Source organism: Streptomyces sp. NBC_00335 (assembly GCF_036127095.1).
In the GTDB taxonomy this organism is placed as follows: domain Bacteria; phylum Actinomycetota; class Actinomycetes; order Streptomycetales; family Streptomycetaceae; genus Streptomyces.
Genome location: NZ_CP108006.1, coordinates 3,883,951 through 3,909,734 on the forward strand (window position 1 = coordinate 3,883,951; position 25,784 = coordinate 3,909,734).

At 69.2% G+C, this 25,784-nt stretch carries 25 protein-coding genes and 1 pseudogene; 12 read left to right on the top strand and 14 right to left on the bottom strand.

What is annotated here, in order from left to right:
- Positions 1 to 24 precede the first annotated feature (24 nt).
- From OHA37_RS17285 to OHA37_RS17295, 3 genes are all read right to left on the bottom strand, one after another.
- Positions 25 to 1,113 (bottom strand): PucR family transcriptional regulator, encoded by a 1,089-nt coding sequence (locus OHA37_RS17285; protein WP_443046179.1) that lies wholly within the window; start codon positions 1,111 to 1,113, stop codon positions 25 to 27.
- A gap of 149 nt (positions 1,114 to 1,262) precedes the next feature.
- Entirely contained in the window at positions 1,263 to 2,768 is a 1,506-nt protein-coding gene (locus tag OHA37_RS17290) for a LacI family DNA-binding transcriptional regulator (protein ID WP_266906177.1), read from the bottom strand.
- A 612-nt stretch (positions 2,769 to 3,380) separates the two neighbouring features.
- Positions 3,381 to 3,632, bottom strand: a complete 252-nt coding sequence (locus OHA37_RS17295; RefSeq protein ID WP_266906181.1) for a helix-turn-helix domain-containing protein — start codon at positions 3,630 to 3,632, stop codon at positions 3,381 to 3,383.
- Between the two features lie 646 nt (positions 3,633 to 4,278).
- Between OHA37_RS17295 and OHA37_RS17300 the strand changes: the two genes are divergently transcribed.
- The 7 genes from OHA37_RS17300 (at position 4,279) to OHA37_RS17330 (ending at position 10,634) form a co-directional block, all read left to right on the top strand.
- On the top strand, positions 4,279 to 5,199 hold the full coding sequence (locus OHA37_RS17300; protein WP_266906183.1) for a hypothetical protein: 921 nt from the start codon (positions 4,279 to 4,281) through the stop codon (positions 5,197 to 5,199).
- Positions 5,196 to 5,894 (top strand): ATP-binding protein, encoded by a 699-nt coding sequence (locus OHA37_RS17305; protein WP_266906185.1) that lies wholly within the window; start codon positions 5,196 to 5,198, stop codon positions 5,892 to 5,894. The genes OHA37_RS17300 and OHA37_RS17305 overlap by 4 nt, the downstream gene beginning before the upstream one ends.
- A gap of 96 nt (positions 5,895 to 5,990) precedes the next feature.
- Positions 5,991 to 6,782 (top strand): DUF2637 domain-containing protein, encoded by a 792-nt coding sequence (locus OHA37_RS17310; protein ID WP_266906187.1) that lies wholly within the window; start codon positions 5,991 to 5,993, stop codon positions 6,780 to 6,782.
- Positions 6,783 to 7,306: 524 nt separating this feature from the next.
- Complete coding sequence (locus OHA37_RS17315; RefSeq protein WP_443046308.1) at positions 7,307 to 7,684, top strand: plasmid mobilization protein; 378 nt, start codon at positions 7,307 to 7,309, stop codon at positions 7,682 to 7,684.
- Entirely contained in the window at positions 7,681 to 9,414 is a 1,734-nt protein-coding gene (locus tag OHA37_RS17320; RefSeq protein ID WP_266906191.1) for a relaxase/mobilization nuclease domain-containing protein, read from the top strand. The genes OHA37_RS17315 and OHA37_RS17320 overlap by 4 nt, the downstream gene beginning before the upstream one ends.
- 223 nt (positions 9,415 to 9,637) lie before the next feature.
- Positions 9,638 to 10,033: a hypothetical protein gene (locus OHA37_RS17325; protein WP_266906193.1), complete on the top strand. Its 396-nt coding sequence runs from the start codon at positions 9,638 to 9,640 to the stop codon at positions 10,031 to 10,033.
- A 139-nt stretch (positions 10,034 to 10,172) separates the two neighbouring features.
- Positions 10,173 to 10,634 carry a hypothetical protein gene (locus tag OHA37_RS17330; RefSeq protein WP_266906195.1) on the top strand — a complete coding sequence of 154 codons (462 nt, stop codon included), beginning with the start codon at positions 10,173 to 10,175 and terminating at the stop codon, positions 10,632 to 10,634.
- Between the two features lie 260 nt (positions 10,635 to 10,894).
- Here the strand turns inward: OHA37_RS17330 and OHA37_RS17335 are convergent, their stop codons facing one another.
- The 11 genes and pseudogenes from OHA37_RS17335 to OHA37_RS17385 form a co-directional block, all read right to left on the bottom strand.
- On the bottom strand, positions 10,895 to 11,158 hold the full coding sequence (locus OHA37_RS17335; protein ID WP_266906197.1) for a hypothetical protein: 264 nt from the start codon (positions 11,156 to 11,158) through the stop codon (positions 10,895 to 10,897).
- A 33-nt stretch (positions 11,159 to 11,191) separates the two neighbouring features.
- Entirely contained in the window at positions 11,192 to 11,572 is a 381-nt protein-coding gene (locus OHA37_RS17340; protein WP_266906199.1) for a hypothetical protein, read from the bottom strand.
- 61 nt (positions 11,573 to 11,633) lie between these two features.
- A complete protein-coding gene (locus tag OHA37_RS17345; RefSeq protein WP_266906201.1) occupies positions 11,634 to 12,116 on the bottom strand; it encodes a hypothetical protein in 483 nt (160 codons plus the stop codon).
- 601 nt (positions 12,117 to 12,717) lie between these two features.
- Positions 12,718 to 13,338 (bottom strand): 2OG-Fe(II) oxygenase, encoded by a 621-nt coding sequence (locus OHA37_RS17350; RefSeq protein WP_266906203.1) that lies wholly within the window; start codon positions 13,336 to 13,338, stop codon positions 12,718 to 12,720.
- A complete protein-coding gene (gene cysS / locus OHA37_RS17355; RefSeq protein ID WP_266906205.1) occupies positions 13,335 to 14,711 on the bottom strand; it encodes a cysteine--tRNA ligase in 1,377 nt (458 codons plus the stop codon). The genes OHA37_RS17350 and cysS overlap by 4 nt, the downstream gene beginning before the upstream one ends.
- 78 nt (positions 14,712 to 14,789) lie before the next feature.
- Positions 14,790 to 15,695 carry a hypothetical protein gene (locus OHA37_RS17360; RefSeq protein ID WP_266906207.1) on the bottom strand — a complete coding sequence of 302 codons (906 nt, stop codon included), beginning with the start codon at positions 15,693 to 15,695 and terminating at the stop codon, positions 14,790 to 14,792.
- Positions 15,696 to 15,708: 13 nt separating this feature from the next.
- Complete coding sequence (locus OHA37_RS17365) at positions 15,709 to 16,830, bottom strand: sugar-transfer associated ATP-grasp domain-containing protein (RefSeq protein WP_266906209.1); 1,122 nt, start codon at positions 16,828 to 16,830, stop codon at positions 15,709 to 15,711.
- A 156-nt stretch (positions 16,831 to 16,986) separates the two neighbouring features.
- Positions 16,987 to 17,430, bottom strand: a complete 444-nt coding sequence (locus tag OHA37_RS17370; protein WP_266906211.1) for a hypothetical protein — start codon at positions 17,428 to 17,430, stop codon at positions 16,987 to 16,989.
- Positions 17,431 to 17,623: 193 nt separating this feature from the next.
- On the bottom strand, positions 17,624 to 18,826 hold the full coding sequence (locus OHA37_RS17375) for a helix-turn-helix domain-containing protein (protein WP_266906213.1): 1,203 nt from the start codon (positions 18,824 to 18,826) through the stop codon (positions 17,624 to 17,626).
- 89 nt (positions 18,827 to 18,915) lie between these two features.
- Entirely contained in the window at positions 18,916 to 19,578 is a 663-nt protein-coding gene (locus OHA37_RS17380) for an HAD-IA family hydrolase (RefSeq protein WP_266906215.1), read from the bottom strand.
- 223 nt (positions 19,579 to 19,801) lie between these two features.
- Positions 19,802 to 19,885, bottom strand: a pseudogene (locus tag OHA37_RS17385) (chemical-damaging agent resistance protein C); the annotation flags it as partial.
- 375 nt (positions 19,886 to 20,260) lie between these two features.
- On the opposite strand from OHA37_RS17385, the gene OHA37_RS17390 reads away from it, so the two are divergent.
- From OHA37_RS17390 to OHA37_RS17410, 5 genes are all read left to right on the top strand, one after another.
- Positions 20,261 to 21,592, top strand: a complete 1,332-nt coding sequence (locus OHA37_RS17390; protein WP_266906217.1) for a hemolysin family protein — start codon at positions 20,261 to 20,263, stop codon at positions 21,590 to 21,592.
- Positions 21,589 to 22,617, top strand: coding sequence for a hemolysin family protein (locus tag OHA37_RS17395; protein WP_266906219.1), 1,029 nt, complete (start codon positions 21,589 to 21,591; stop codon positions 22,615 to 22,617). Before OHA37_RS17390 ends, OHA37_RS17395 begins: the two co-directional genes overlap by 4 nt.
- A gap of 111 nt (positions 22,618 to 22,728) precedes the next feature.
- The gene (locus OHA37_RS17400) at positions 22,729 to 23,289 is read left to right on the top strand and encodes a hypothetical protein (protein WP_266906221.1); all 561 of its coding nucleotides are present in this window, start codon (positions 22,729 to 22,731) and stop codon (positions 23,287 to 23,289) included.
- Positions 23,290 to 23,789: 500 nt separating this feature from the next.
- Complete coding sequence (locus OHA37_RS17405; RefSeq protein WP_266906223.1) at positions 23,790 to 24,545, top strand: DUF5131 family protein; 756 nt, start codon at positions 23,790 to 23,792, stop codon at positions 24,543 to 24,545.
- A gap of 107 nt (positions 24,546 to 24,652) precedes the next feature.
- Entirely contained in the window at positions 24,653 to 25,780 is a 1,128-nt protein-coding gene (locus tag OHA37_RS17410; RefSeq protein ID WP_266906225.1) for a three-Cys-motif partner protein TcmP, read from the top strand.
- Positions 25,781 to 25,784: the final 4 nt, after the last annotated feature.

A 25,784-nucleotide genomic window follows, 5' to 3' on the forward strand; every position in this document is an offset into this window, starting at 1 on the left:
GCTCACCCGTGTCCCGCCAGACCATCAGTCGGCCGAGCCGGGCCAGCCCAGCAGCCGGGCCCCGATCACGGCGGTCTGGAGCGAGTAGCGGTGGCGCGGGTCGGCGGGGTCGGCCCGGGTCAGCTGGTGGATTCGTTCGAGCCGGTACGTCAGGGCGCGCACACTGAGGGAAAGCCGGCGGGCCGCGTCGGTTGCCACGCAACCGCTGTCGAAGTACGCGTGGAGGGTGTCGATCAGCGGCTGCGCGCCGCCCCGGGCCTGCTGGAGCGGCCCGAGCATGGCCTCCACCAGGTCGGCCATGGCCTCCCGGTCGCGAGCCAGGACCGGATAGACCAGCAGGTCGGCGGCGTGGAGCACCGGATCTTCCAGCTCCATCCGCTCGCCGAGGTCAAGGGCGTTGAGGGCTTCCTCGTAGGAGTGGACGACGCCTCCGGCGCCCGCATGCGCACGGCCGATCGCCACCCGGCCGCCGTCGGTCGCCGCGTACGCCTGCTTCGCGAAGAAGGCCAGGACCTCGGGCTGGTCACCCGGTGCCACGCATATCAGCCGGCCGTCCTTCGTCGTCAGCAGGATGTCCCGGTTCCCGAACCGTGTCAGCACGGCCGCCTCGATGCCGCGCGCGACGGGATAGCCCTCTCCGTACGGTTCGGATCCCTGGGCCACCGCCACCGCATGCGCCTGCGACAGGCGCAGCCCGAAGCGCGCGGCCCGCTCCGCCAGCCGCCCCAGGTCGCTGCGCCCGTACAGCAGGTCGTCGACGAACTCGCGGCGCACTGCCTCTTCCTGGCGAACCGCCTGGTATTGAGCCCGCTCGTAGCCCCCGGCGAACGCGTCCACGGCCTGCTCCACAGCCGCCAGCAGATGGTCCGCTCCGGACGGCGACAGGGCCGGCCGCACCTCCTGAGCTGCACTGAGATGGGCTCGTACCAGGCTCCGCAGCCCAATCCCGGCCTCTGCGGCCCGCTCCCCCGCATCGCGCCGCGCGTCCAGTTCATCACGCGTGAGCCGACGGCCCGTGGCGCATGCGTCCACCAGGATCGCCGCGTACCCGGTCAAATGCTCCCCGACCGTCTGGTCCTCCGTCACGGCCCCTCCCCGATCTAGACGCCCCATGACGGCCCAAGCCTGACACGTGCTGGTGTCAGGCTCCGCGCGTACGTGTCTGGCGACGCCCGACCGAACAGCCCCACGCCTCGGCCCGTACGCGACCCAGGGCCGGCTGCGGATCGCGGGCAGCCGGCACCACGAGCGTCACCTGTTCCTTACACGGTTGCTCGCAGCAGGCGGTCGAGGGCGGTGACGGAGGAGCGGGGACTCAGCGCCCGGCGGGCCCGGATCGCCTCCTCCCACTGGCTGGTCAGCCCCGCGAGGAGGCGCCGACGCATGCCGGGCGTCACGTGGGCGTAGCGAGCCGAGACGGAGCCATCGATGTGGCCCATGCGCTCGTCCATGAGGACCTTTTCCGTGCCCAGGTCCTCCATGACCGTCCGGTGGGAGTGTCGGAGGCCGTGCGGAGTGAGGCCCTTTGCGATGGGGGTCCAGCAGGCATCCGCGCGGCCGTGCGCGTTGCGGCCTCGGACGGGGACACCCGGCCAGGGGTCGCCAAGCAGCGGAACCGGGCGAGCCTCCTGCGGGGCCTTCTTCGGGTACCAGCCAGTGGCGGCCGGCTGGAACAGCCAGGTGGCGAAGCCGTTGCGGCGCCAGTGGGCGGCGTACTCACTCGGTATCCCCCCGCGCACAAAGCCCAGCTCCTGGATGGCGAGTTCGACCCGGGCACGGGTGGCCTCCCGGACCCGGTCGGGGTGGTTCAGCACGTTGGAGACCGTGCCGGTGGACACCTCGGCCCTGCGGGCGACGTCCACGAGCTTGGCTCCCTGGTGGCCGCCGGTCCGCGCGGTGCCCTGGCCCTGGAAGACGTACGTCCTGCCGTGGCACGGGCAGGGTGTCGGCTTGGTTCGCACGATGTGGTTCGCAACCAGGGCGGAGAGCCAGTCCGGGAGGTCGATGGTGCGGTAGCTGTCGTCCTTGGGAGGACAGCGCACCATCTCGCCCGAGTCGAGTTCGTACAGCTGCCACTCGACCCGTGCGGAGCCCGGTCTGGCGAACTCCGTCTCCCATCCCACGATTTCGCCCCAGCGCATGCCGGTGTACGCCTTGAGGATCACGGCGACGAACTCGTCGTCGCGGCCCGACAGGAGTGCCGCCCGCTCGGCGATGAGCAGGGCGCCGAGCGCGTCGGTGACCACCTTCTCCGGGCCTCGGTCGCGGGAGCGGCCGGCCCGCTTGCCCCGGCCTCGGCGCTTCGTCGCGGGATTGGCGCCGATGAGGCCATCCTCAACGGCGTCGGCCAGGATGAGGTGCAGGGTAGCCCGCCACGTCTTCACGCTCGAGGCCGCGTAGACGGCCTTCTCCGCCTTCTCCCACCGGTCGACGTCGGTGCGGAGGATGCCGGCGAGCGCCTGCTCCCCGAACTCGGGGAGCAGGTGTTCCTCGATGTGGCGCCGGTAGTTCTGCATGGTGGAGGCGGCCAGGTCCTGGACGTCGTACCAGCGGCTCGCGTACTCGCCGAACGTCTCGTGTCCGAGCGTCGGGTCACGCCAGTCACCTCGGCGGACCGTGACCTCGGCCGCGTCTGCGGCCTGCTTGGCCTCCCGTTTGGTGGCGAACTTGACCACCGCTCCGGTGTCGTCCTGCACCGTGCCGTACTTGCCTTCGGTGATCTTGTACCGGCCCCGCCAGTACGTCGCACGCTTTTCCGCGTATCCCACATGTCCCCCTCTCTGTCGTGGGTGTCGGGTCAGGCAGCGGTTTCGTAGCGGGCTTGCGCGTTCAGAAGGCGGCGAGGCGGCCTGGCCACCAGCCGGGGCCGGGACTCGGAGGTGCCACTTCGGCCAGCGGAGCGGGCCTGTACGGATGCAGGCTTACGAGGAGGAGCAGGCGCCTCAGTCGAAGGCGCGGCTGTCGCCGGCCGCTCCTCGTGGATGCGGATGATCTCGGCGAGATGGTCCGCGGTGAAGCGGTACGCCCCACCTACGTACACGAACGGAATGAGGCGGCGTCGGGCCCGGTCGCGGACCCACCAGGCGGAGCAGCCGAGGGCTCTGGCCAGTTCCTCGGGGCCGAACAGGCGGGGCAGCGTGGGATCCCCGTGCGGCGTGCGCTTGGTCATCGGGCACCACCTCGGCCGTGGCGCGTGCGGTCTGCCCCGAGGGCGCGAGGGATGACGGACATGGCGGTTCGGTGCAAGAAGGTCCCTTGTCTGGCGGGGCCGGGCATACGGGCAGGCCGGCGGGCGCCGTGTGATCGTTCAGGAGTGGGCGTTCGGGTCACTGGAGCGGGCGGCGGTGCTGGCACACCGAGGCCCTGTGACACCGGTTGGTCTACGAGGTCCCGCGGAGCAGGGCGAGCGGGCAGACCCCGAGGGCGGCGGCGATGGCGACGAGGTCGTCGACGTCGCAGCGGCGCCGGGTGCGCTCTATGCGGGACAGCATCGTGTTGGTCATGGGGTGGCCGAGCGCGGTCACGCGGTCGGCGAGCTCGCGCTGGGCGAAGCCGCGCGAAATGCGGAGGTACTCGATGGCAATGGCGGTCCGTTCTCCGGCAGGGCCGATTTCCGTGGGGCGTCGGGGCATACGTCAGTTGTAGCTTGGAAACCGAGATTTTCGTAACCGGGGATTCGGGTGTATAAAGCCTCGCCGTGCGGCTTCGCACCAGGCGAAATGGGAGTGCGGCACTTCGCGACACCTGAAGGCAAAGGCGCCATAGACCCCTTTTCGGGCATCTCGCGCGATCCACCTGGATGCCCTTCAGACAGTCCAGGCACGACTTCTGGCGCTCCGGCGCGGGGGAACATAGATCGGGGACGCCTCGCCGGTCAAGGCTTCTGCGATGCGATCTTCCCCGCGTCTTATTTGCGGCTGATTTTTTGGTCAGTCGGGAATCCGGCTCTATCGTTAAAGAAATGCGCGGCCGCGATTTCGACTGGTGCTGTTCCGTAGCCGGAATCGCTGGACTTGCGCGCGCCGGGTGTGGCTATGTTGGCCACGACCCGGTGAGGGAATACGAAACGGCCCCCGGCGTGCCAACGCCGAGGGCCGATGAGTCCCCTACCGAACCGCCCACTCCTGAACGATCGAGTCGGCGGTGGCGGGCTGCCAGGCCTGCCGCCGCCGGGTGAGGAACGTATATGCCCCACAGTACGGCCCAGGCGGCCGTCGACATACCCCTGCCCGCTCCGCACACCTCGTCCGCGCCCCGCGCGAAGGCGGGGCGATAGGCATGGCGCGCATCCGCACCATCAAGCCGGAAGCCTTCAGCTCCGAATCGCTGGCCGCCGTCAGCATCGCCGCCGAGCGGACCTTCTACGGGCTGCTGACCCAGGCCGACGACCACGGACGCTTCCGCGACCAGGCCGCCGTCATCGCGGGCCTGCTCTGGTCCCTGCGCCCCGAGCACGGGCCGATCGAGGTCGAGGACGACCTTAACCAGCTCGCCATGGCCGACCTGATCTGCCGGTACGAGGGCGAGGACGGCAAGCGCTACCTGCACATCGTCACCTTCGCTAAGCACCAGAAGGTCAACCGCCCCAGCGGCGTCCGGCACCCGGTGTGTCCGCACCACGACGCGGGCCGGACGCCCCTGCCCTCACCACTGGCTCACGGAGGGCTCCGCGAGGAGTCCTTGCAGGCTCACCGAGCCCTCAGCGAGGGCTCGACGGAACGGCGCGAGTCCACACCGAGCCAGGTTTCCGCAGGTCAGAGCGAATTCAGTGAGCCCTCCATGAGGGTGCAGGGAGGGCTCCCCGGGCCGTCCGTGAGGCCTCACGGTCCGGATCTAGGACCTAGGATCATGGATCTAGGATCAACTCCGTTGGGGGGCGCAAGCGCCCCCGCACCCGAGACCGTCTCGGCCCAGCAGATGGTCGCCGAATACGCCGCCGCATGTCCCAACCGCCCGCCGAGCGCGGTGCTGGGCCAGCTCGGCCGATCCGTCGCGAAGCTCCTCGCTGACGGCATCGCCGCCGCCCACATTCGCGCCGGTCTGATGCGGCTGCGGGAGAAGGCCCTGCACCCGAGCGTGCTGCCGAGCCTGGTCAACGAGGCCATGAACCCGCCACAGACGCAGGCTCCCGCCCGCCCGGCCCACCGGACCTACGCCAACCCGGCCGACGCCGAAGCCGCGTACGGAGGCGCCCTGTGAGCACCGCGACCCGCGAACCGCAGCGTGCCGGGATCCTGGCGGCTCGCCTGAACGGGATCCTCGCCGCCCGGGGCATCGACCCCGACAGCGTCCCTGCCCAGCCACCGTCCGAGCCCGTGACCGCACTGGAGCTCGCTGACCGGCGCATCCCCGCCCGCTACCGCGAGGCCACTGCCACCGACCCCGGTGTGCATGCCTGGACGGAGCAGGTCGCCCGTATGGGCCGGGTCGGCCCCGGCGGCACCCGCGGGATCTCGTACGGACCCTCGCTGCTGATCGTCGGCCCCACCGGAACCGGCAAGACGTACCAGGCGTACGGTGCCGTGCGCTCCCTGCTCATCGCCGGGGTCCGGCTGCGCTGGCAGGCGGTCACCTCCGCCGACCTGCACGCTCAGCTCCGCCCGCGGCCCAACCACGACCCCGAACGGGAGATCCAGGAACTCGGCCGGTGCCCGCTGCTGATCCTGGACGACCTCGGCGCGGCCAAGCAGTCCGAGTGGACCGAGGAGCTGACGTACCGGCTGATCAACCGCCGCTACACCGAGGTGCTCCCCACGCTCATCACCACCAACCTCCCCACCCAGGCCCTGCGCGACGCCGTCGGCGACCGCGTCGCCTCCCGCCTGGCCGAGATGACCGACCGCGTCATCCTCAGCGGCACCGACCGCCGCCGGTCCGCCCCGCGCCCCTCCTGACGAGCGCCGGCGACCCCAACACCTCACCCCTGCCGTTCACGCCGCCCTCCGCGCCCGCACCCAGCTCGCGGTGGAGGGGCCCTCTGGAGACCCCGCTTGACCTCACACGCCTACACACCTCTCCCCCGCACCACGGCCTGGGACCGGGCCGCGATCTTCGCCCTCGGCGCCGCCGGATGCGCGCTCTCGTACGACGCGCTCCAGCAGATGGCCGTCGCCATCCACGTCCGTGGGTACCTGACCTACCTCTTCCCGCTGGTGATCGACGGCTTCATCGCCTACGGCGTCCGCGCCCTGCTCGTACTGCGCACCGCGCCCTACCGCGCCCGCCTGTACGTCTGGACCCTCTTCGGGACCGCGACCACTGCCAGCATCTGGGCCAACGCCCTCCATGCCATCCGACTCAACCAACTCACTCCACCGGGCGGCGGCCTACGCCTGGGCGACGTCACCGTCGGCATCCTCTCCACCCTGGCCCCACTGGCCCTCGCTGGCGCGGTCCACCTCCACATCCTCATCACCCGGCAATCCACGACCGCACCCGGCTCCGCCTTCGAGCCTCCTGCAGACCAAGACGCCGACCAGACCACGGATCCGGATCCGGGTACCAAGGAGCAGGCTCCGGCCGGCCCGCCAGAGGAGCCGAACGCCCAGCCCGACGAACCGCGCCGGATCCGTATCGGGCGTCCACCCGAGGCCGAACTGAACGAATTGTTGGACCTGGTCCGCCCTGCCATCGAAGCGCACGGAAAGCCGACCCGTGACCTGGTCCGCTCGACCATCAGGGACGCCAACCTCGGCATCAGCGAGAAGCGCCTCACCCAGCTCATGGCCGCCTTGCGCGCGGACCAGACGACCGCCGATGGCCCTCGCCCTCACCCCGAGTGACCCAAAGTCTCCGCAGGCCACAGGCCCGCTCCGGGGGCTGGACCGGGGCGGGGATGCCCCTTCCGCCCGCAAGGCCAACTCAACTGCCCCGGCCGACCGGAGCGCGTCATGCACCTCCGCACCGGTGCTGTCCGGCAGTCCGGATCGCCCTGTCGGAGACGACAGCCTCCCGTCCCGCGCGGACCACCACCGCGTATGAACCCGTCAGCACACCTATCCCACGAAAGCACCAGCGCATGCACGAAGCACACCGCGAAGACCCCTGCCACCTCAGCAGTAGCCAGCCGCTCCCCACCGGTACCAGCGCAGCAAGTTGTACCCAGAGCATTGCTCCCGTCGGGAGCAATGCTCTGGGCTCCCCCGCCCCAGGGGTGGCGGCGGAGGACCGGCACCAGGGGGCGCCGGTCCTTCGGGATGCGGCCGAGGGCGGACCACACCCGGGCAGGGACGGACAGCACACCTGCCACACCACGCGCTGCACGCACGCCGCGCCGACGACATCCCACGCGCGCCAGCGCGAACGCCTGCGCGCCGAGAACAAGCGCACCCACCAGCCCAGCTGCCGCATGAACGACGACGAGTACCAGCTCCTCGTCCGCGCGGCCTCTGCCTGCCGCATGAGCATCGCCGGCTTCCTCGCCCACTCCGCTCTGAAGGCCGCACGCGATCTCGACCGCACCGAAGCCGAGATCGCCACCCGTCGGGAGATCGTCAGCGAGCTGTTCGCGCTGCGCCGGGCCCTCGGCCCGATCGGCAAGAACCTGAACCAGGTCGCCACCGTCCTGAACTCCGGCGCCGACGCCCCGCACGCCCGGGCGGTCCTCGACGCCGTCCAGCGGACCGCCCAGCGCGTGGAGGACTTCACCCAGCGCTACATGGCGACGGAAGCTCCCACCGGATGATCCCCCGCATCCACAAGATGGGCAGCCGCACCATCGGCCTGATCCGCTACCTCTACGGGCCCGGCACCCACGAAGAGCACACCGACCCCCACCTCGTGGCCGCCTGGGACGGTCTCGTCCCCGACCCCGGCCGCAACCCAGCCGCCACTTACGAGGACCTGCAAAGGCTCCTCGACCAGCCCGTCGAAGCCCTGCCCGAGTCGCGGCGCCCCACCGAGCACGTGTGGCACCTGTCCGTACGTGCCGCGCCCGAAGACCCGATCCTCACCGACGAGCAGTGGGGCGACATCGCCCGCCGCATGGTTGCTGCCACCGGCATAGCCCCCGAGGGCGACACCGCCGCCTGCCGTTGGGCAGCCGTCCGCCACGCCGACGACCACATCCACATCATCGCCACCACCGTCCGCGAGGACGGCCGCCGGCCCCGCCGCCACAACGAAGCCCAACGCTCCCAGACCGAAGCCCGTCTCATCGAAGCCGACTACTGCCTGCGCCGCCTCAACGCCGGTGACGGAACCGCCGCCCAACGCCCCACCAGCGCCGAACGACACAAAGCCGACCGCAACAAGCGGGAACGCACCCCCAGGGAGGAACTACGCGAGACCGTCCGCCGTGCCGTGGCCGGCGCCCAGGGCGAGGAGGAGTTCTTCGACCGCCTCGCCTCTGCCGGCCTCCTCGTACGGCAGCGGAAGGCACCGTCCGGGGATGTCCTCGGCTACACCGTCGCCCTGCCCGACGACCGCAACAAGAACGGCGAACCCGTCTACTTCTCCGGGTCGAAGCTCGCCCCGGACCTGTCCCTGCCCCGCATGCGCGAACGCTGGACCACCCCGGCAAAGACCGCCGACGACAGCAGCGACCAGGACCGTCCCACCCTGCCGCCGGTGACCGGCCCCGCGTTCGCACGACGCCGCGCCACCACTGCCGCCTGGCAGGCGCTGCTCGTCATCGACAACGGCGACGACGACGGCCTGATCGCGGGGCAGATCGCAGCCATGGGGGAGGTGCTCGACGCGCTCGCCAAGTCCTCCGCCGCGCACACCCGCAAGGAGCTGCGGGACGCGGCCTCCTCGTTCGAGCGGGCCACCCGCTCCCACGTGAGAGCCGCTCGCGGGCACGACCGCGCCCTGCGGCAGGCTGCCCGGGACCTCGTCCACAGCGGACCGGCCCTCGGCCGCGGAGAAGACGGCGCCACCACGGCCATGCTCATCGACATGGCGTTCTTCCTCGCCATCGCGGCAGCGAACTGGCACGGCAAGAAGCACCACGCCCAGCAGGCCGAAGCCGCACGCCAGGCCGCTGAGCACCTGCGCGCCGCCTACCAGGCCGCCGCAGCACAGCCCATAGCCGTACTCCGCCAGCGAGGCCGCGTCCTGCCCCAGCCCTTGCAGCAGCGGCACGCTGCCGTTCTGCGCCAGGTGGTCCCCGACCTTGCCGAACAGGTCCTGGCCGAGCCCGGCTGGCCCGCGCTGGCAGCCACCCTCGCCGACGCCCACGCCGCCGGCCACGATCCGGCCACCCTGCTCACCGAAGCCACCCGGCACCGGGAACTGGACAGCGCCACCTCGATCAGCGACGTCCTCACCTGGCGCCTGCGCCGCCTCGCCCACCTGCCCGCCGACCCCGGAAACATCCACGCCACACCCGCCCGAGGCAAGAACAGGACCCCGCCCTCGGCACCGGCGCAACCCGCGAACACGGCAGCGAACGAAGCCACTCGTCGGCGCTGATCACGCCGATCCGGCAGGGGACGCCACCTGACTGATTGGCTCGACCACCCAATGGCCGGGGCCATCAGCAGCCGCCCCACACCCCAGGTGTGAAAGCCCCTCACCCCCGAAGCCCATGTCCCCTAAACCAAGGCCCGCCCCTGTGCCCCGAGCACCCCCAGAGACACCGCCCCGAACCGATCACCACAAACCGATCACACGACACCACATAAGGAACCCACCCGTGCCCCAGCCTTCCATCCGCCCCGACGTCGTCGTTCTTTTCACCGACGTCGACTGGGACGGCCACCTCGACGACCCCACGCGCCCCTACCATCGCGACGGGCGCCCCTTCACCCACGCCGAGCACCTCCTGCTCAACACCATCACCCCGGAAGAGCAGGCCGCCGGGCTGGCGCAGTTGCGACGTGAGGCCGACTGGCTGCGCGACATCGACGCAAAGCGGCAGGTCTTCGTCGATCTGGTCCTCAAGTACCTCGCCAAGCTCCCCGAGGGCTCCTTGGTCGACGACGCCATCGACATCATGACCGACGAGGACTACGCCGAGTACGAGCGCCTGCTCCCCATCGTCACCGCGGAAGACACCCTCGAATACCTCGCCGAACACGCAGAGGACTAACCGGCCATACGCCAACGAGCTCACGGTCCAGCCGCGGCCGCCGACGGAATGCTGCGACTGGTCGAACAGGCGCACTGGGCGGAGGGTTGGCTACATGTCGCCACCGGCCGAGGCCCTCGGCCAGTCGCGGAGGAAGGGCGTGGCCATCTTGCTCACGGACGTCCTGGCCGACTGGGCGCAGAGCTCGGTGGAGGTGGTCGCACGGGACCGGGCGGCCGGGCGCCGCGCGCCCACCACCGCCGAGATCACCCGGAGCCTGACCCAGGCGGTGATCTCTCTCCGCGACGGGACGGGGATCGGCCCGATCGCGAAGTACGCCCGCACCTACCGCGAACTGCGGTTGCCGGTGGTCCCGGACGGCAAGGGCCGGTACGGCTGGCTGGACGTCGTGATCTGGCTGCCCGACGTACCGGGCATCGTGGTGGAGATCGACTCCCGGCCCAACCCTGCCTCGGTCCAGAAGCTCGTCTTCGCCCGCGACGCGGGCGCGTTCCCGCTGTGGGTGTGCTTCGGCAAGGGCGGCATCGAGAGGATCGACGGGGTGACGGTCCTCGGTATCCGGGAATGTGTCCAAGGCGTCCTCGACACGGGAGCCGAGTAGCTCTCGTGTAGCTGCCGCGAAGTGGCGGTCTGCCGCGGCGGCCCAAGCCGGGGCGCATCCGCCGGCCCGGGGAACCGCTCGCGGGCGATTGGTCCTCGAACGGGCCGAGCTCCAGGATCGCATCGCCACCACCGGCGACATCATCCGCGCCGTCACAAAGCGTGTCGTCCCCGGCGTCGGGGACCGATGGAACGGCCAGTAAACCTCAGTGGGGCTCCCCGCCCACAAGACGGGGAGCCCCACCTGCATGCCTGCGCCGGTCAACCGGCCATGGACGCCACAACCAGCGCAACGGCCGCGCCGCACAGCAGCACCGCAAGCGGCCATGCCAGCCAGCCGCGCCCGGTACGCCTGCGCCACAGCCCCAGCCACAGCGCACACGCCCCCACGAGCAGAACCGTCAGACCGCTCAGCTCGCCGTTCCGCCACGCCACCTGCACGGCGCCACGGTCAGCACCCCATACAAGAAGCGCAACGAGGACTCCAACGGTCAGCGCACACGCCGCTTCCAGCAGCCTGCTCATACGGCGCCTTTCTTCTCCGGCGTGGCCGTCAGGTCAGCGCGACGGCGGAACTGACGGCTTGACCTCGACGGTCTCCGTCTTGCGGCCCTCTGCGTCCGTGCTGAAGGACCGCTTCTCCCCGGCCCGAGGACCGGCCACGGGCCCTTGGGGCGCACCGGGCTTCATCTCGACGCCCGGCTTGACCATGAGGGTCTTTCCGTTTGCGTCCTTGACCACCTTGCCGTCCGCCCCGATCAGCGGCAGCTCTGCGGGCAACTTGGACGCGTCCACTGTGCCGTCGGGGTTGACCCACGGCGGCTTGGGCGGCGCCGGCGGCACCGCGGCTTTCTCGGCGTGCCCGCTGTCGGCGGGGCGGGGCGCCTCATCGGCGGATGCGTTCGCCACCACGGCGCCCAGCAGAAGCACCCCAGACATTGCTGCTACAGCGAGGGATACACGGGTCTTCTTCATGCGCGGTGTCTCCAGTCTCGGCAGGCTACGGCTCGATGTACTGATTTCCAGACCACATGAGAACGTCGGTCCCGTACCAGGTACCGCCGTAGTAGACGTTCGACACGCCAAGCGTGCCGTAGTAGCCGCCACCGCAGGGCGGCGCGATCCCGAAGTTCCAGGCGAGGGTCATCCTGGAGTCCTCTTTGGTGTTGGCGTAGCCGCTCCAGGTGCCGTCCGGGTACTGGGTGCCCAGGAGCTGTACGCACACACCCCAATCGGTGCCGTCCCAGATGTAGTACTGCCATGCGGTCTTGAGGTCGCCGGGGTTCCGGTTCCAGATCAGGACGCACGCCTGGGCGAGAGGGATGCCGGAGGAGGCCAGCCCATAGGACTTGGCGTAGCCTCCTCCGCCGCCGTGGGAGACCTCCGCATAGGTGTACAGGCACTTCGAGGAGTCGGTGTTGGCCCACACCTCGTCGGACTGGTACACGACGTGCGCCTGGGCGGCGGTGGCGGAGCTGAACACCAGAATCAAGGCTGCGCCGAAGGCGATCAGGGCGCCGAGCGGCCGGGGCAATCGGCGTCTTGCCCGTGGAACGGGGTGGGTGGGTTTCACAGGGATCCCCTCGTGTTCGTGCACGGCTGATGCAGGTCCACGTACACACCTGACCCTACGTCAGGTCAGCGTCATATTTTGAGGTTTGTTCGATTCTGGAGGCGACCAAGAGGAGGCCGGGCATGCTGCGCAGTTGGCGCGCAGTGCCAGCTTCGCTTCCGCCAGGTCGGGGTGACTGAGGCCGACTTCGCGGATGAGCAGGGAGAAGGAGGCACGGAACATGACTTCCCCGTCGCGGGTGGCGATGACGGACCCGACCGCATGATCACCGGCTTAGCGTTAACCGCCGTACCGATGTACGAGGCTGTACCCGCTCAGCACACCGCGCCATCAGCCTCACTCCAGAAGCACACGCACTCGGCACAGACCTGACCACCAGGGCCGCCTAACACCGCTAACAGCCTCGGGGCCAACGCAGAAACGCGTTGGCCCCGAGGCTGTTGCACTGTCCTGGCCGGGTCATTTCCCACCAGGGTCCACGTGCCCTGGCCGAGACATCGCTGCTGGCGAGTCAACGGTGAGCCGCGACGCCTTCGACGGCGATCGCCGCGGTACGGCGGCCCTCAAGGCTCTCGGCATCGGTGCGGATGACGAGGGTGATGCGCTCTCCCCGCGTGATCGGCCGTACGCCGTGAATGTGGTCGCGGGTGGCCGGGAAGGCGACCAGGGTGCCGCAGGGAGGCTTGATCTCCTGGGCCGGGTTCTCGAAGAACAGCTCGCCGCCGGAGTAGGAGTCCGGCGTGTTGAGCCAGACGAGCAGGGTGAGGTCGCCGCCGACGACGGGCTGTCCGTTAGTCCGGGCCCGCTCGCGCTCGACCTCGGTGACCTCGTCGTGGTGCGCCACGAACCCGACGCCAGGACCGTAGCGGTAGACGACCGCCGGCTGGGTGGGTATCCGCTTCGGAACGGCCTGGAAGTGGTCGCGGATGTAGGGGACGCAGTGGGAGATGACCGCTTCCTCCAGCGCCCGCGGGATCTCCACGTACTCGCTCTTGCGCAGCGCCTCGTCGATGACGCCCTGGAAGGTGCGCGGCCGGGCGGTCTCGCTCTTCACGTGGTCCATCAGGGCGCCGCAGAGGCTGAGGGGGATGACGCTCTCTGCGAGAAGGGGTAACCGGGTCTTCCAGGTCATTGGGTCTTTTCCTTCCACCAGCGGGTGCCTTCGGGCGAGTCTTCGAGGGTGATGCCCTGCTTGACGAGCTGGTCGCGGATCACGTCGGCCTCGGCGAAGTTCCTCGCCGCGCGGAGCCGGTCGCGTTCCTTGACGAGGTCGTCGACAGCGGTATCGCCCTGGTCCGCGTCGGCGATGTCGAAGGTTCCGAAGAGGTCGTTGACGTCCTGGATCAGCCGCAGGGAGGCCGGCCCGGACGGTTCCTGCGTACGGTTCTGCTCGCGGATGAACTGGAAGAGGACGGCCAGGGCGCCCGGGGTGTCGAAGTCGTCGTCCAGGTGCTCGCGCATCTCCTTCCAGGTGTCGGACGCCCGTGAGGTGTTCGCCGGGCTATCCGTGTGCGCGGGGTCGATGGTCCGGGCAAAGTTCTCGATCCGGCGGCGTGCTGCTCGGGCCTGCTCCAGCGTGGAGTCGTTCAGCTCCATGGAGGAGCGGTAGTGCTGGGAGAGGAACGCGTACCGCAGAGTGCGGGAGTCCGTGCGGGCGAGCGCGTCGCGGATGGTGAGGAAGTTCCCGGTGCTCTTCGACATCTTGTCGCCGTCGACGCGCAGGAGGCCGGTGTGCATCCAGTAGCGCGCCAGGGGCTCGATCCCGGAGGCGGCCTCCATCTGAGCCACCTCGGCTTCGTGGTGGGGGAAGATGAGATCGACGGCGCCGCCGTGCAGGTCGTACGAGGGGCCGAAGAAGGTCTCCGTGATCGCGGTGTCCTCAATGTGCCAGCCCGGTCGGCCCGGCCCCAGTTCGGTCTCCCAGAACGGTTCGCCGTCCTTGCGCCCCTTCCACAGAGCGAAGTCGCCAGGGCTGCGCTTCTTGGAGTGGTCGTCGATCCGCGAGACCGAGTCCTCGGGGCGCAGGTCGGTGCGGCCCGAGAGCTTGCCGTATGCCGGGAACGAGGCCAGGTCGAAGTACCAGCCGTCATCGAGCTGGTAAGCGTGGCCGCGGGCGATGAGCCTCTTGACCTGGTCCACGATCGCGTCGATGTGGTCGTGGGCACGTGCGTGGACATCGACGCGGGTGTTCCCCAGCGCGGCCATGTCCTCCAGGTACTGCTTCTCGAACAGGGCCGCGATGTCCTCCGGAGGCACGTTCTCCTCCCGGGAACGCCGGATGATCTTGTCGTCCACGTCGGTGATGTTCTGGAGGTAGGTGACCTTGTAGCCGCTCGCTTCCAGGTACGCGGCGATGAAGTCGAACTGCGTGTAGGTCTTCGCGTGCCCGACGTGGCTGGGGCCGTAGACGGTAGGTCCGCACACGAACATCCGCACCTCGGTCTCCCGCTCGGGGCGGAAATCCTCCGTCCGTCCGGTCAGTGTGTTGTGGACCTTGATCGCCATCGTTCCTCCTGGGTGAGCGGATCACGCAGCGTACTGACGTGCTGACAACAGCGTCTAATTGGAATCGTCGTACTCACCTCAGGAGACGAATCGGGGGAAGGGGCGGTCAGCGAAGACGGATGCCTGTTCCCCGAGAATGTGGTGGTTGGCCCGCTGGTACGCCTTGCGCACGGTCTCGATGGCCCGGGTACTCAGGTCCATTCCGGCCGAGCGGCAGAACGCCTCCAGGGCCTCGCACCGGCGCTCCAGGTCGACCATCGACAGGGGGTCGCACTGCTGGGCCTCGATCAGGAGGTTTTCCTGCTCGGTGCTGATCAGGCCCAGTGCGCCGAGGGAATGGAGCTTCCACTTCATGTTCGGCAGCAGCCGGCCCGAGCGGGCGTACAGCCAGTCCACGATCTCGTCCAGGGCGCCCGACAGGACGAAGTGGCCGGTGGGGGTCCCGACGCGGCGCGCCATGCGCAGGGGGATCTCGCGCACGTCCCAGGTGATCCGGTTGTGGAGCCGGTGGGTCTCGCCCTCCAGCCGCCAGAGCTGCTCTTTCGTCTTGCGGAGGATCAGCGCCTCGAAGGCGTTCTCGCGGTCGAGCAGCGGTTCGCCCTTGTTCGCGTAGGCGTCGCACTTGTCGCTGTTCCACGTCGTGCGCGGGTCGGCCTCGTACTGGAACAGGAGCTGGTGGACGTTGACCTCCATGCGCCCCCAGGGAACCGGCAGGTAGAAGCTGAACTCGGGGACCCAGGCGGGGAGCCGTTCGCGGACCAGGGCGTACGTGTCCGCCGGGGAGGGCCTCCACTCGTCCTCCTTGAGCGGGACGTCGAGGACGACGGCGAGGTCGAAGTCGGAGTCGGTGCTGAACCGTGTGACGTTGTTGGGCGCGTCTGCAGAGGAGGAGAGGACGTAGAGCGCTTGGACCTCGGGCATGGACTGGAGGGTGTCGAGGAGGCCGGCGGCTGCGGCGCGGGCCTGCATTTTCAGGTCTTCCACGAGAACTCCCTTGTCAGATGATCGGGCGATCCATCACGGCGCGGAGCGCCGGGACGAGATCCGGAGCGACACCGCCGTGGGTGCGCTGGATGTGTGCGAGCGAAGGGCTGCTGTTCCCCTCGATGACCACCGGGCCCCCCGGAGTGACTGCGATGTCCCAGCCGATGAAGGGGACCTGCGGGAACAGGCGGGCGCAGCGGGCGGCCAGCTCGCGGACCTCGCCGATGTGGGAGACCTTGTGGCCGGCGAACGGCACGGTGCTGGCCTGGTGGCGCGTCTGGGCGTTGAGGTACCGGTCGTAGCCGTGGCGGTCCAGTGCCCCGTCGGAGTGCACCCGGATCTGCAAGCCGCCGTCGGCCGAGTTGTCCGTCGTGCTGTCGACGCCACCGAGCTTCAGCATCGTGTAGAGCACCTCGGCGGTGCCCTCGGTCAGCAGGGTGACGACCCGGAAGGTGTTGAGCGCGTACGGGTTCAGCACGTCCAGGTCGTGGTGCTGCGGTACGTGGTACTCGACCAGCCAGGTGCCCCACCGCTGCGCGTAGGCCACGAGATCGAAGGCGTCCTCGCCGGGCCGCACGATCACGACTCCGGAGCCGCCGCTGGAGTAGCGGGAGGGCTTGACCACCACGCGCCCAGAGCCGGAAGCGTGATCGAGGACGGCCTCCAGCGAAACCTCATCGCCATCGGAGGTGACGCCTGCACAGCCGTTGCCGCTCGCGATCAGTGGGGGCTGCGGGATGCCGGCGGAAGCAAGGATCTTCTTGCAGACCACCTTGTCGTCCAGGTCGATGGTGTCCCGGTTCACGCGGGGAAGGAGGCGGTGGAACAAGGCGGTCTCCGGCAGGTACGCACACGCCCGCTCGGCAGACACCTCGCGCCTGTACCCGCCGTAGCGGAAGTAGTGGAAGGGCAGGCAGCGCCAACGCGCGGAGACCATCACCAGATCCCCGGCGATACGGGCCATGCTCTTCCGGCCGTTGTCGCGCAGCATCGTGGGGAGGTGCTCGCGTCTCATCTGCCGTACCTGGTACGGGAGGAACCGTAGGCCGGATATGCGGGGGAGAACCCGGGTACGGAACCACTCCTCGCTCATCGCCTGCCGGTGGTTGAAGCCACGGTTCGCAGTGCGGGTCATGTCGCTCCTCCGATGTCTCAGTAGTCCGGGGTTCCGGCGATGGCCAGGGCAAGGACCAGGGTGGTGACGGCGATGACGTAGGCCAGGACCGCTAATTGCTGCTTCATCGGGCGTGCTCGATGTTGTCGGCCGCGGTCGACCAGAGGCGCCTGGTGTTCATGGGGTGTCTACCTGTGGCGTGTCTTCCCACGGGGACCACCCCGAGGAGGCGTCGGCAACATCGCGGCGCCGCTGCAGCTGTCCGAGGGTGCGGCGGGGCACGACGTCAGCGGCATGCACGAGGAACCCACCCCGGTCTCGGATGAGGACACCGAGGCCGGCGAACTGTGCGGTGTCGGCAGCGACATGGGAGAGTGAGCTGACGATGATTCCCCGGATCATCCCGGTGGACAGGGCGGTCGTTATGGCCTGCCAACCGGGCCGCTCGTCGAGCAGCACCGCAGGGTCGGTATCGGACCACGCTCCGGCAACGTGCCAGTGGCGGGCGTCGGCGTAGTGGCGACCGCGCTTCTCGCCGTCTCGGACGGCAGTGGCGGTAGCAGAGCAGGTGTAGACGGCGACGGGTACGTGCCCGAGGCCGCCGATCGGGTTGTTCGGCATGCCCATAAGGCTGCTGCGTAGAGGTACGCGGGCCCAGACACGACCCGTGGCAGCGACGACAGTCCGTGCCGGGTTCCGGTGCCACGGGGCGTGGCAGCGTAGGGCCTGGCGGTCGAGCATGTGCAACGCCCCGTAGTAGTCGGGCAGGTGGCGGCCTGCCGACTGCTACGGGGCGTGGTAGTTGGGCCGCGGGTCAGCGCACCCCGAGGGGGACCCCGGCGACGTTGGCGAGACCGCGGAGACGCCCGACGGAGACTCCGGCGAGCCGGCCGATGATGACGCCGGGGAGCATCTGGTGGCGCACCCAGCCGGGGGCCATCGTGCAGACGGCTTCGAGGGTGTCGGCGGCAGCCTCCCAGCGGCGGCACTCCACGTGGGTGAGGGCAACGTCCAAGCCATAGCGGGCGCGGGTGGCCAGCGGCACGGAGTCGTCCAAGCGGACGGTGTCCATGAGGCGCAGTGCGCCGGAGGTGTCGCCGAGGGCCACGGCGATGCTCATGGCCTGTGTGGCGGCGTACATGGGCCCGTACGGCTGGGCGTGGTCACCGCGGGCGTGCTCATCCCCAATGCGGGCGGCCACAGCGTGGGCCTGGGAGAGGTACTCGCGGGCGCTGTCAGCGCTCGCACCGCCTCGTGATGCGGCCACGGCGGCGTTCGTGACGAGCTGCCCGTACACGCTCAGCCGGTCGGGGTCGTGCTCGCTCATCTTGGGCTCGATCCGGTCGGCCTGCGCCGCGGCAAGGGAGAACCCCTGCGTGGTGCGGCCATCGCGCAGGTTGACCCACGCCGTTGTGGCGGCCAAGTGGGCGTCGCGGAGGTCGTCCCCGGCCTGCACCGCGATCTGGCGGCCGTACGTCAGCGCCGCGTAGGCCAGATCGCGTGAGCCCAGCACGTTGGCGGCCATACCCGCCGTCTGGAAGGTGTCGATCAGGACACCACCAGCGGCCTCTCGCTCAGCGTGGTCGGCGACATCGAACCGGGCCTTTGCCTCGGGGAGGAGCTGGCCCAGGAGCGTCCCGAGCTCGGTGTACCGGCCTGCCCAGTAGGCCTCGTCCGCCCGGCGGACGGCGGCGCGCAGCTCCTCAACGGTGCCCGGCTCGACGTCGGCGGGGATGCCGATGGCAGCGTCATGGGTGGCCGCAGACACCATCCGAAGAGCGGCCCGCTCGTCGCGGTCCATGGACCGGCGGGGTGCCTGCTGGCCGAGGAGTACGGCGATGTCCGTACCGAGGGCGTCGGCAATGGACAGCAGCGACGGGAGCGACGCGGTGCCGCCGCGTTCCAGCTTGCGGACCACACCGACGGACACGGCGGCGGCTTCCGCTAACTGCTCCTGTGTCATCCCGCCGCGCAGCGTCTTCAACCGCTCAGAGGTGGTGTACTCCGACCACTGCATGCTCCAGCACCTCCGTGTGATTGGCCTCATACGGACGGTACTGGCAGGAGCAGTGGGGCCGACAGCCCTTGATCAGCCGCAAGTTGGGGTCACGCGGCAAGAACCGCGCTGACCCCCAAAAGGGCCTCAAGCTCCGCAACAGCCTCGTCCTCATCGGTGGCGTGGACGGTGGTGATTCCCAGCTCCGCGGCCGGCGGAAGGTTCACGGCGTGGTCGTCCACGAACACGCACCGCTCGGCGGGCAGGCCGATGCGGTCCAGGGTCAGCCGATAGATCGCCGGATCAGGCTTGGCCATACCGACCAGCTCGGAGACGACGTGCACATCGAACAGGTCCCAGATTCCGACGTGCTCGTACGGGTTGAACGGGTCCAGGCCGAAGCTGTTGGACAGCAGGGCAATCCGATGACCAGCCGCGCGTGCCGCACGGGCGAGGGCAGCCATCCGGAGAGCCGCGGGCACTCCGGCCCATGCCCGGCCCATCAGGTTCACCGGGTCCACGTGCGCACCCAGGAGAGGGGCGGTCCCTTCGTTCCACTCCTCCTGCCCTATCTCCCCGACCTCGAGGGCCGCGTACAGGCGCTGGCCCTCCGGGTGATCGTTGAGGGTGCTGCGCCACGCCTCAGGGGCCAGCCCTTCGGATACGCACCACGCACGGTGGACGGCGAGAGGGCTGGCGGTGAGCACCCCGGCGAAATCGAGGATCAGGCCGAGCTGTTCACGCCCGTCGACAAGGTCAGTGCTGTGCGGCATCCGGTGGCCGTCCCTTCCACGATTGGTCTCACAAGGGACGCTACCGCGCACCCACACACGCGGAACGTTCAAGAAGGCCCCACTCCTTCCGAGCGTCCGCTCACGGCCTCAGACACGGGTCCACCCTCCCCATCCACGGTGGTTCGGCTCAGCCCTCCTTCCTTGTCCGCCCCCGCACCACCGCCCCCGTACGCTCGGACGCCATCGCCGTCGTCCTCGCCGCCCCGAAGAGCATCGCGGTCTCAATGGCCGCGTCCTCGGAGAGGTCATAGCGGGCGAGTTCGGCGCCGCCCGCCTGGTTACAGACGACGAAGTGCCTGCAGGTGGGCACTTTGCCCCCCGACCAGTAGTGGCGGAACGGGGAAAGTCCGGAATTGACGCAGACGTCGTGGACCCTGAGGCGAGATCCCGTTTCGGAACGACCGTCGCGCGTCGCCCCCGCCTGTCCTAGATGATGTCCGTCGCCGTTACCGGCGTCCTCGGGGAATTCCTCCCGCCCCGCCTGGGACTTTGCCTACCCTTTACGATGGGATCGGGGACACTCCCCCACAACCATCCGCGGACCGGAGACGGTACCGCCGAACGAAAGAAGGAGCAGCAGACCCGCAATGGGTGAACCTCCTAGTCCGAGCCGTGCCACGTCCTGCCCGCAGATGATCGAGCCGGGAGTGGGGGTGGCACGGTGACCGAAGTGCTGCTGCTGCTTCTCGCGCTGGTCCTGACGCTGGCGTGCGCGGTGTTCGTCGCTGCCGAGTTTTCTCTGACCACGGTCGAGCGTAGTGAGCTGGAGCGTGCCGCAGCTGCCGGTGAGCGGGGTGCCGAGGGCGCTCTGAAGGCCGCCAAGCGCCTGACGTTCCAGCTCTCGGGTGCCCAGCTGGGTATCACCGTGACTTCGCTGGTGATCGGCATGCTGGCCGAGCCGTCCGTGTCCGCGCTGCTGCGCGGCCCGCTGCAGGCCGTCGGCCTTCCGGCTGGCGCGGTGTCGACCACAGCAACGCTGCTGGGCGTCGCGATGTCCACCGTCGTCCTGATGGTGGTCGGTGAGCTGGTGCCGAAGAACTGGGCGATCTCCCGGCCGCTGGCCGTGGCCAAGGTCGTCGCCGGCCCGCAGCGAGCCTTCACCGCCGCCTTCGGGCCGCTGATCCGGCACCTGAACAACACCGCGAACCGCCTCGTACGGCGCTTCGGCCTGGAGCCCGCCGAGGAGCTGGCCTCCGCCCGCACCCCGGAGGAGCTGGTCGCGCTGGCCCGGCACTCCGCCCGCGCCGGGGCGATCGAGGCGGACTCCGCCGAGCTGTTCGTCCGTACCCTGCACCTGGCCGAGCTGACCGCCGAGAACGTCATGACCCCGCGCGTCGACGTCCAGGCCCTGGAGCTCCACGCGACCGCGGCCGATGCCGCGGCCCTGACGCTGGCCACGGGCCTGTCCCGTTTCCCCGTCTACCGCGACACCCTCGACGACGTCGTCGGCACCATCCACATCCGCGATGTCCTCGACCTCGACGAGGACGACCGCCTGGTGACGACCGTCGCGGACCTGATGAGCTCCGCGTTGATGGCGCCGCACTCACTGCCCGTCGACATCCTCCTCGGCAGGTTGCGCAAGGCCCACACCATGGCCGTGATCATCGACGAGTACGGCGGCACCGCGGGCGTCGCCACCGTCGAGGACATCGTCGAGGAAGTTGTCGGCTCGGTCCGCGACGAGCACGACCCGTTCGAGGCACCCGACCTCGTCGAAGGCCCCGAGCTGGACGGCCGCAGGGTCTGGGAGGCCGACGGCAGCGTCCGCGTCGACGAGCTGGAGGAACTCGGACTGACCGCGCCCGAAGGCCCGTACGAGACCCTCGCCGGGCTGATCGCGACCCGCCTGGAGCGCATCCCCGTCGAGGGCGACACCGTGGAGCTGGACGGCTGGGAGCTGTCCGTCCTCGACATCGACCACCACCGCGCCGATCGTGTGTCGATCACCGCGCCGGCGCAGAGCGCCACCGATGAGGAGCAGGCCCGATGACCGTAATCCAGCTGCTGATCGGTGCCTTCACCCTGATCACCAACGCCTTCTTCGTCGGCGCCGAGTTCGCCCTGATCTCGGTGCGGCGCAGCCAGATCGAACCGGCCGCGCTCAAGGGCGACCGGCGGGCGAAGACCGTCCTGTGGGGTCTTGAGCACCTCTCGGCGATGATGGCCACCGCCCAGCTCGGCATCACCGTCTCCTCCCTGGTGCTGGGCGCGGTCGCCGAGCCGGCCATCGCGCACCTGCTGGAACCTCCGTTCCACGCCATCGGGGTGCCCGAGGGGCTGATCCACCCGATCGCGTTCGTCATCGCACTCACCCTGGCGACGTACCTGCACATGCTCGTCGGCGAGATGATCCCCAAGAACATCGCGCTCGCAGCGCCGGCGCCGACCGCGCTGCTGCTGGGCCCGCCGCTGGTCGCCCTCACCAGGGCCCTGCGGCCGTTCGTCTTCGGCATCAACGCCTTCGCCAACACCCTGCTGCGGCTGCTGAAGGTGGAGCCGAAGGACGAGGTGGGCTCCGTCTTCACCGACGAGGAACTCGCCCGCCTCGTCAGGGACTCCAGCGCCGCCGGCCTTCTCGCCCCCGAGGGCAGTGAGCGGCTCCGGGATGCCCTGGAACTCGGCACCCGCCCGGTCGGCGAGGTGATGGTCCCCCTCGACAAGGTGGTCACCGTCCCCTGCGACATCACCCCCCGGCGCCTGGAACGGACAGCGGCCGACCACGGCTACTCCCGCCTCCCCGTCATCGGCCCCGTGGGCCAGGAGATCTGGGGATACCTCCACATCAAGGACGCCCTCGCCGCCGGCGACCGCTCCGCACCCTTCCCCCGCAGCGCCATGCGTCCCGTCATCACGGTCGCCCTCGACACCCCGCTCGACGACACCATGACCGCCATGCGCGACGCCGGCACCCACCTCGCGGCCGTCGCCGCGGCCACCGGGACGGTGGTCGGCTTCGTCACGATGGAGGACCTCCTGGAGGAACTGGTCGGCGCCGCCCACGACGGCGACGCCTGATCCCCCCACGCACACACGCCGTCGGCCGGCACCCCGGAGCCGGTGCGGCCGACGGCGTGGGGGCACAGAATTCCGGGACCGCGAACCACTCTCGGCACCTATGCTGCGGCCGTGACCACACCCCCCAAGCTCCCCCGCCGCCATCTGATAGCGGCGGTCCTGCTGATCGTCGTAGTCAGCGCCTCGGTCACGTCGTGGCGCTGGTGGGAGCGACGTCAGGCCGGCGAGTTCACCCGCGATCCCTCCTACTGCGCACTCGTGACCCCCGAGACCATCCACCGGCTGCTGCCGACGTCCTACGGCGGGCGCGAGGACCTGGGGTCGTGCACCTGGGCCGCCCCACGGGAAAAGGGCGTGTACCGGGCCAACGTCCACCTGCGGGCGTCACGGCTCACGGTCGACCTGGCCCGCGAGAACTACCGCGAACAGCGCAGCGGCGACGAACGCGGCTGGGAGAAGGACACCCAGGAGGACCTGCCTGGCCTCGGTGAAGAAGCCTTCCTCCGCTTCGGGCCGACCGACCCTGGCAAGAACATCACTGCGCGGGTCGTCTTCCGCCGCAGCAACATGCTGATCACCATCACGTACGCCCGCAGTGACGACGACCGCGAGGCCGTCCGTACAGGAGCCATCGACGCCGCCCGCGACGCGGTCTCCCAACTGCGGCCGTGAGTCGCCGTGCCAGTCAGGGCGGTAAACAACACGGCCGGCCTCGCCCCGGCCCGCGGCCTCTTCTGACAGTCCGCACCCGGCACCGAGTCCGGCCAGGACATCTGGATCCACTGCGGCTCCCCGGCACCGGCATGTGGATCAGGCCGTAGCAGGACCGACGGGCCATCCTGCTCACCAAGAAGATCCACTTCACCCGCGACCGGGAGCCCTCAACCGAAATCCGCAGCAACTATCGCGCGACCATGTTCTCGTAGGCGGCTCGGGCGCTCCACGGTTTACGTGCCCCGACGATGCCGGGTCGACCGCACAACGACGGTCCGCGACTGCGACGTCCCGAAATCGATCGTGGCCCCTGATCCCCTATGCGGGACGAAGGTCCGCCGTGAATGATGGGGCGGGCCGCGTGCCAGGTTGGCATGCCGCTCGTTACGCAGGTCAGCCGAAGCGCACGTAGAGCGCGCCCTTGTGCCGCATGTCGCTTCATTGCAGGGAGGGCACGCATGAGTGATCGCAGTTCCATCGAGTGGACCGAAGCCACGTGGAATCCGACAACAGGCTGCGACCGGATAACCCCTGGGTGCGACAACTGTTACGCCCTGACGTTATCCCGGCGGCTGAAGTCCATGGGCGCAGCCAAGTACCAGAATGACGGGGATCCTCGCACGTCAGGACCAGGATTTGGCCTCACGCTCCACCCGGACGCCCTCGATGTTCCGTTGCAGTGGAGAGCCCCGCGCATGGTCTTCGTGAACTCGATGAGCGATCTGTTCCATGCTCGGGTTCCGTTGGACTTCGTGAAGCAAGTCTTCCAAGTCATCGCGGAAACACCCCAGCACACCTATCAGTTGCTGACCAAGCGCGCCCTCCGACTGCGTCGAGTGGCCGATCAGCTCGACTGGCCGGCCAACCTATGGATGGGCGTGTCAGTGGAGAGCGCGGACCAGCTTGATCGCGTCGATGACCTACGGGAAGTGCCGGCAGCCGTCCGCTTCCTTTCCTGCGAGCCGCTGCTCGGACCCCTCACCGGACTGGATCTCGACGGGATCGGGTGGGTGATCGCAGGAGGGGAGTCCGGCCCGAACCACCGTCCGATCGACGAGGAATGGGTCATCGAGATCCGCGACCTCTGCAACGAGGCCAGTGTCCCGTTCTTCTTCAAGCAGTGGGGAGGCCGGACACCCAAGGCCGGCGGACGCGAGCTCGAAGGCCAGATCTGGAGTGAGATGCCGGACCGTATTCCCGCGATCGCTTCCTGAGCAGCGATAACCGGCCAATGCCGTTCGACCACCTGACGCTGCCCAGCACACCGTGTGATCCTCTGCCCTGAATCGCGTAACCAGAGGGCACCGGGGGGAGAGCGGACATGGTGGTTCCCAAGGACGTGTGGTGGGACAGGGACCCGCACACGGCGGCGAAGCACGACCTCCTGAGGAAGTACTTACAGCCCTGGGCTCCCATCCTGCTGTCGCGCTACGACAGCATCGCCTACGCGGAGGGGTTCTCCGGCCCGGGCGTGTATTCCGAGGGGGAGCCTGGTTCGCCGATCGTCGCCTTCAACGTGTTCGCCGGCGTACTCGAACACCGGCCCAAGCACATCCGGATGGTGCTCGTCGAGGGCGACAAGCGCCGGGAATCCGAACTGCGGACCCAGATCGGTAAGGCACGTGCTGAGCACTCCGGCGATGTCAATCGGCGTATCAGCGTCAGCACGCATCACGGGGAATGCCATCCCACTCTGCTAGAGCAGCTGCGTGCGCAGGGATGCCTGGGCAGCCCTCTGTTCGTTCTCCTCGACAGCTACGGCGGACCCGACATCCCGTTCACGCTCCTGCAGGAGCTGGCCAGGTACCGCAGCACAGAGGTCATGGTTACCTTCGCCCCGTCGTTCCTCACCCGGTTCGCCGGGAAGGACGAAAGGCACAGGAGCGCCGGAGACGCGGCCTTCGGCGGCACACAATGGCAAGGAGTGTTCCAGCAGCACCCGGGTCAGAAGTTCGCGTTCCTTCGGGACCAGTACAGCGACACGCTTCGCCGGGCAGGGTTCTCCCACACACTCGCCTTCGAAATGGTCGATGAGAAGGGCCACGTCCTCTACCTCATCTTCGGCACCCGCCACGAACTCGGCCTGGAGAAGATGAAGGAAGCCATGTGGAGCGTCGACCGCGACCACGGCGTCCGATACCGCGACCCCAAGGACACCCAGCAGCAGCAGCTCGCCCTGGAGCTGGAACCGAATACCGAGCCGTTGCGCAGGATCCTGCTGGAGCACGTCAGCAGGTCACCGGAAGGTATGACCGTTGCCGAGCTCAAGACCTACACCTTGCTGGAAACGGTGTACAAGCCTGGCCAGGTGACCAACTTGATCCGGCAGATGCGCGACGCCTCGGCGGTCACGACGACACCTCACCGCGTGACAACCGAGACACTCGTGCTGCCCTATGTGCCGCCGCCCGAGCAGCCCAAACCAGCTGACCAGCCGACACTGTTCTGAGGCC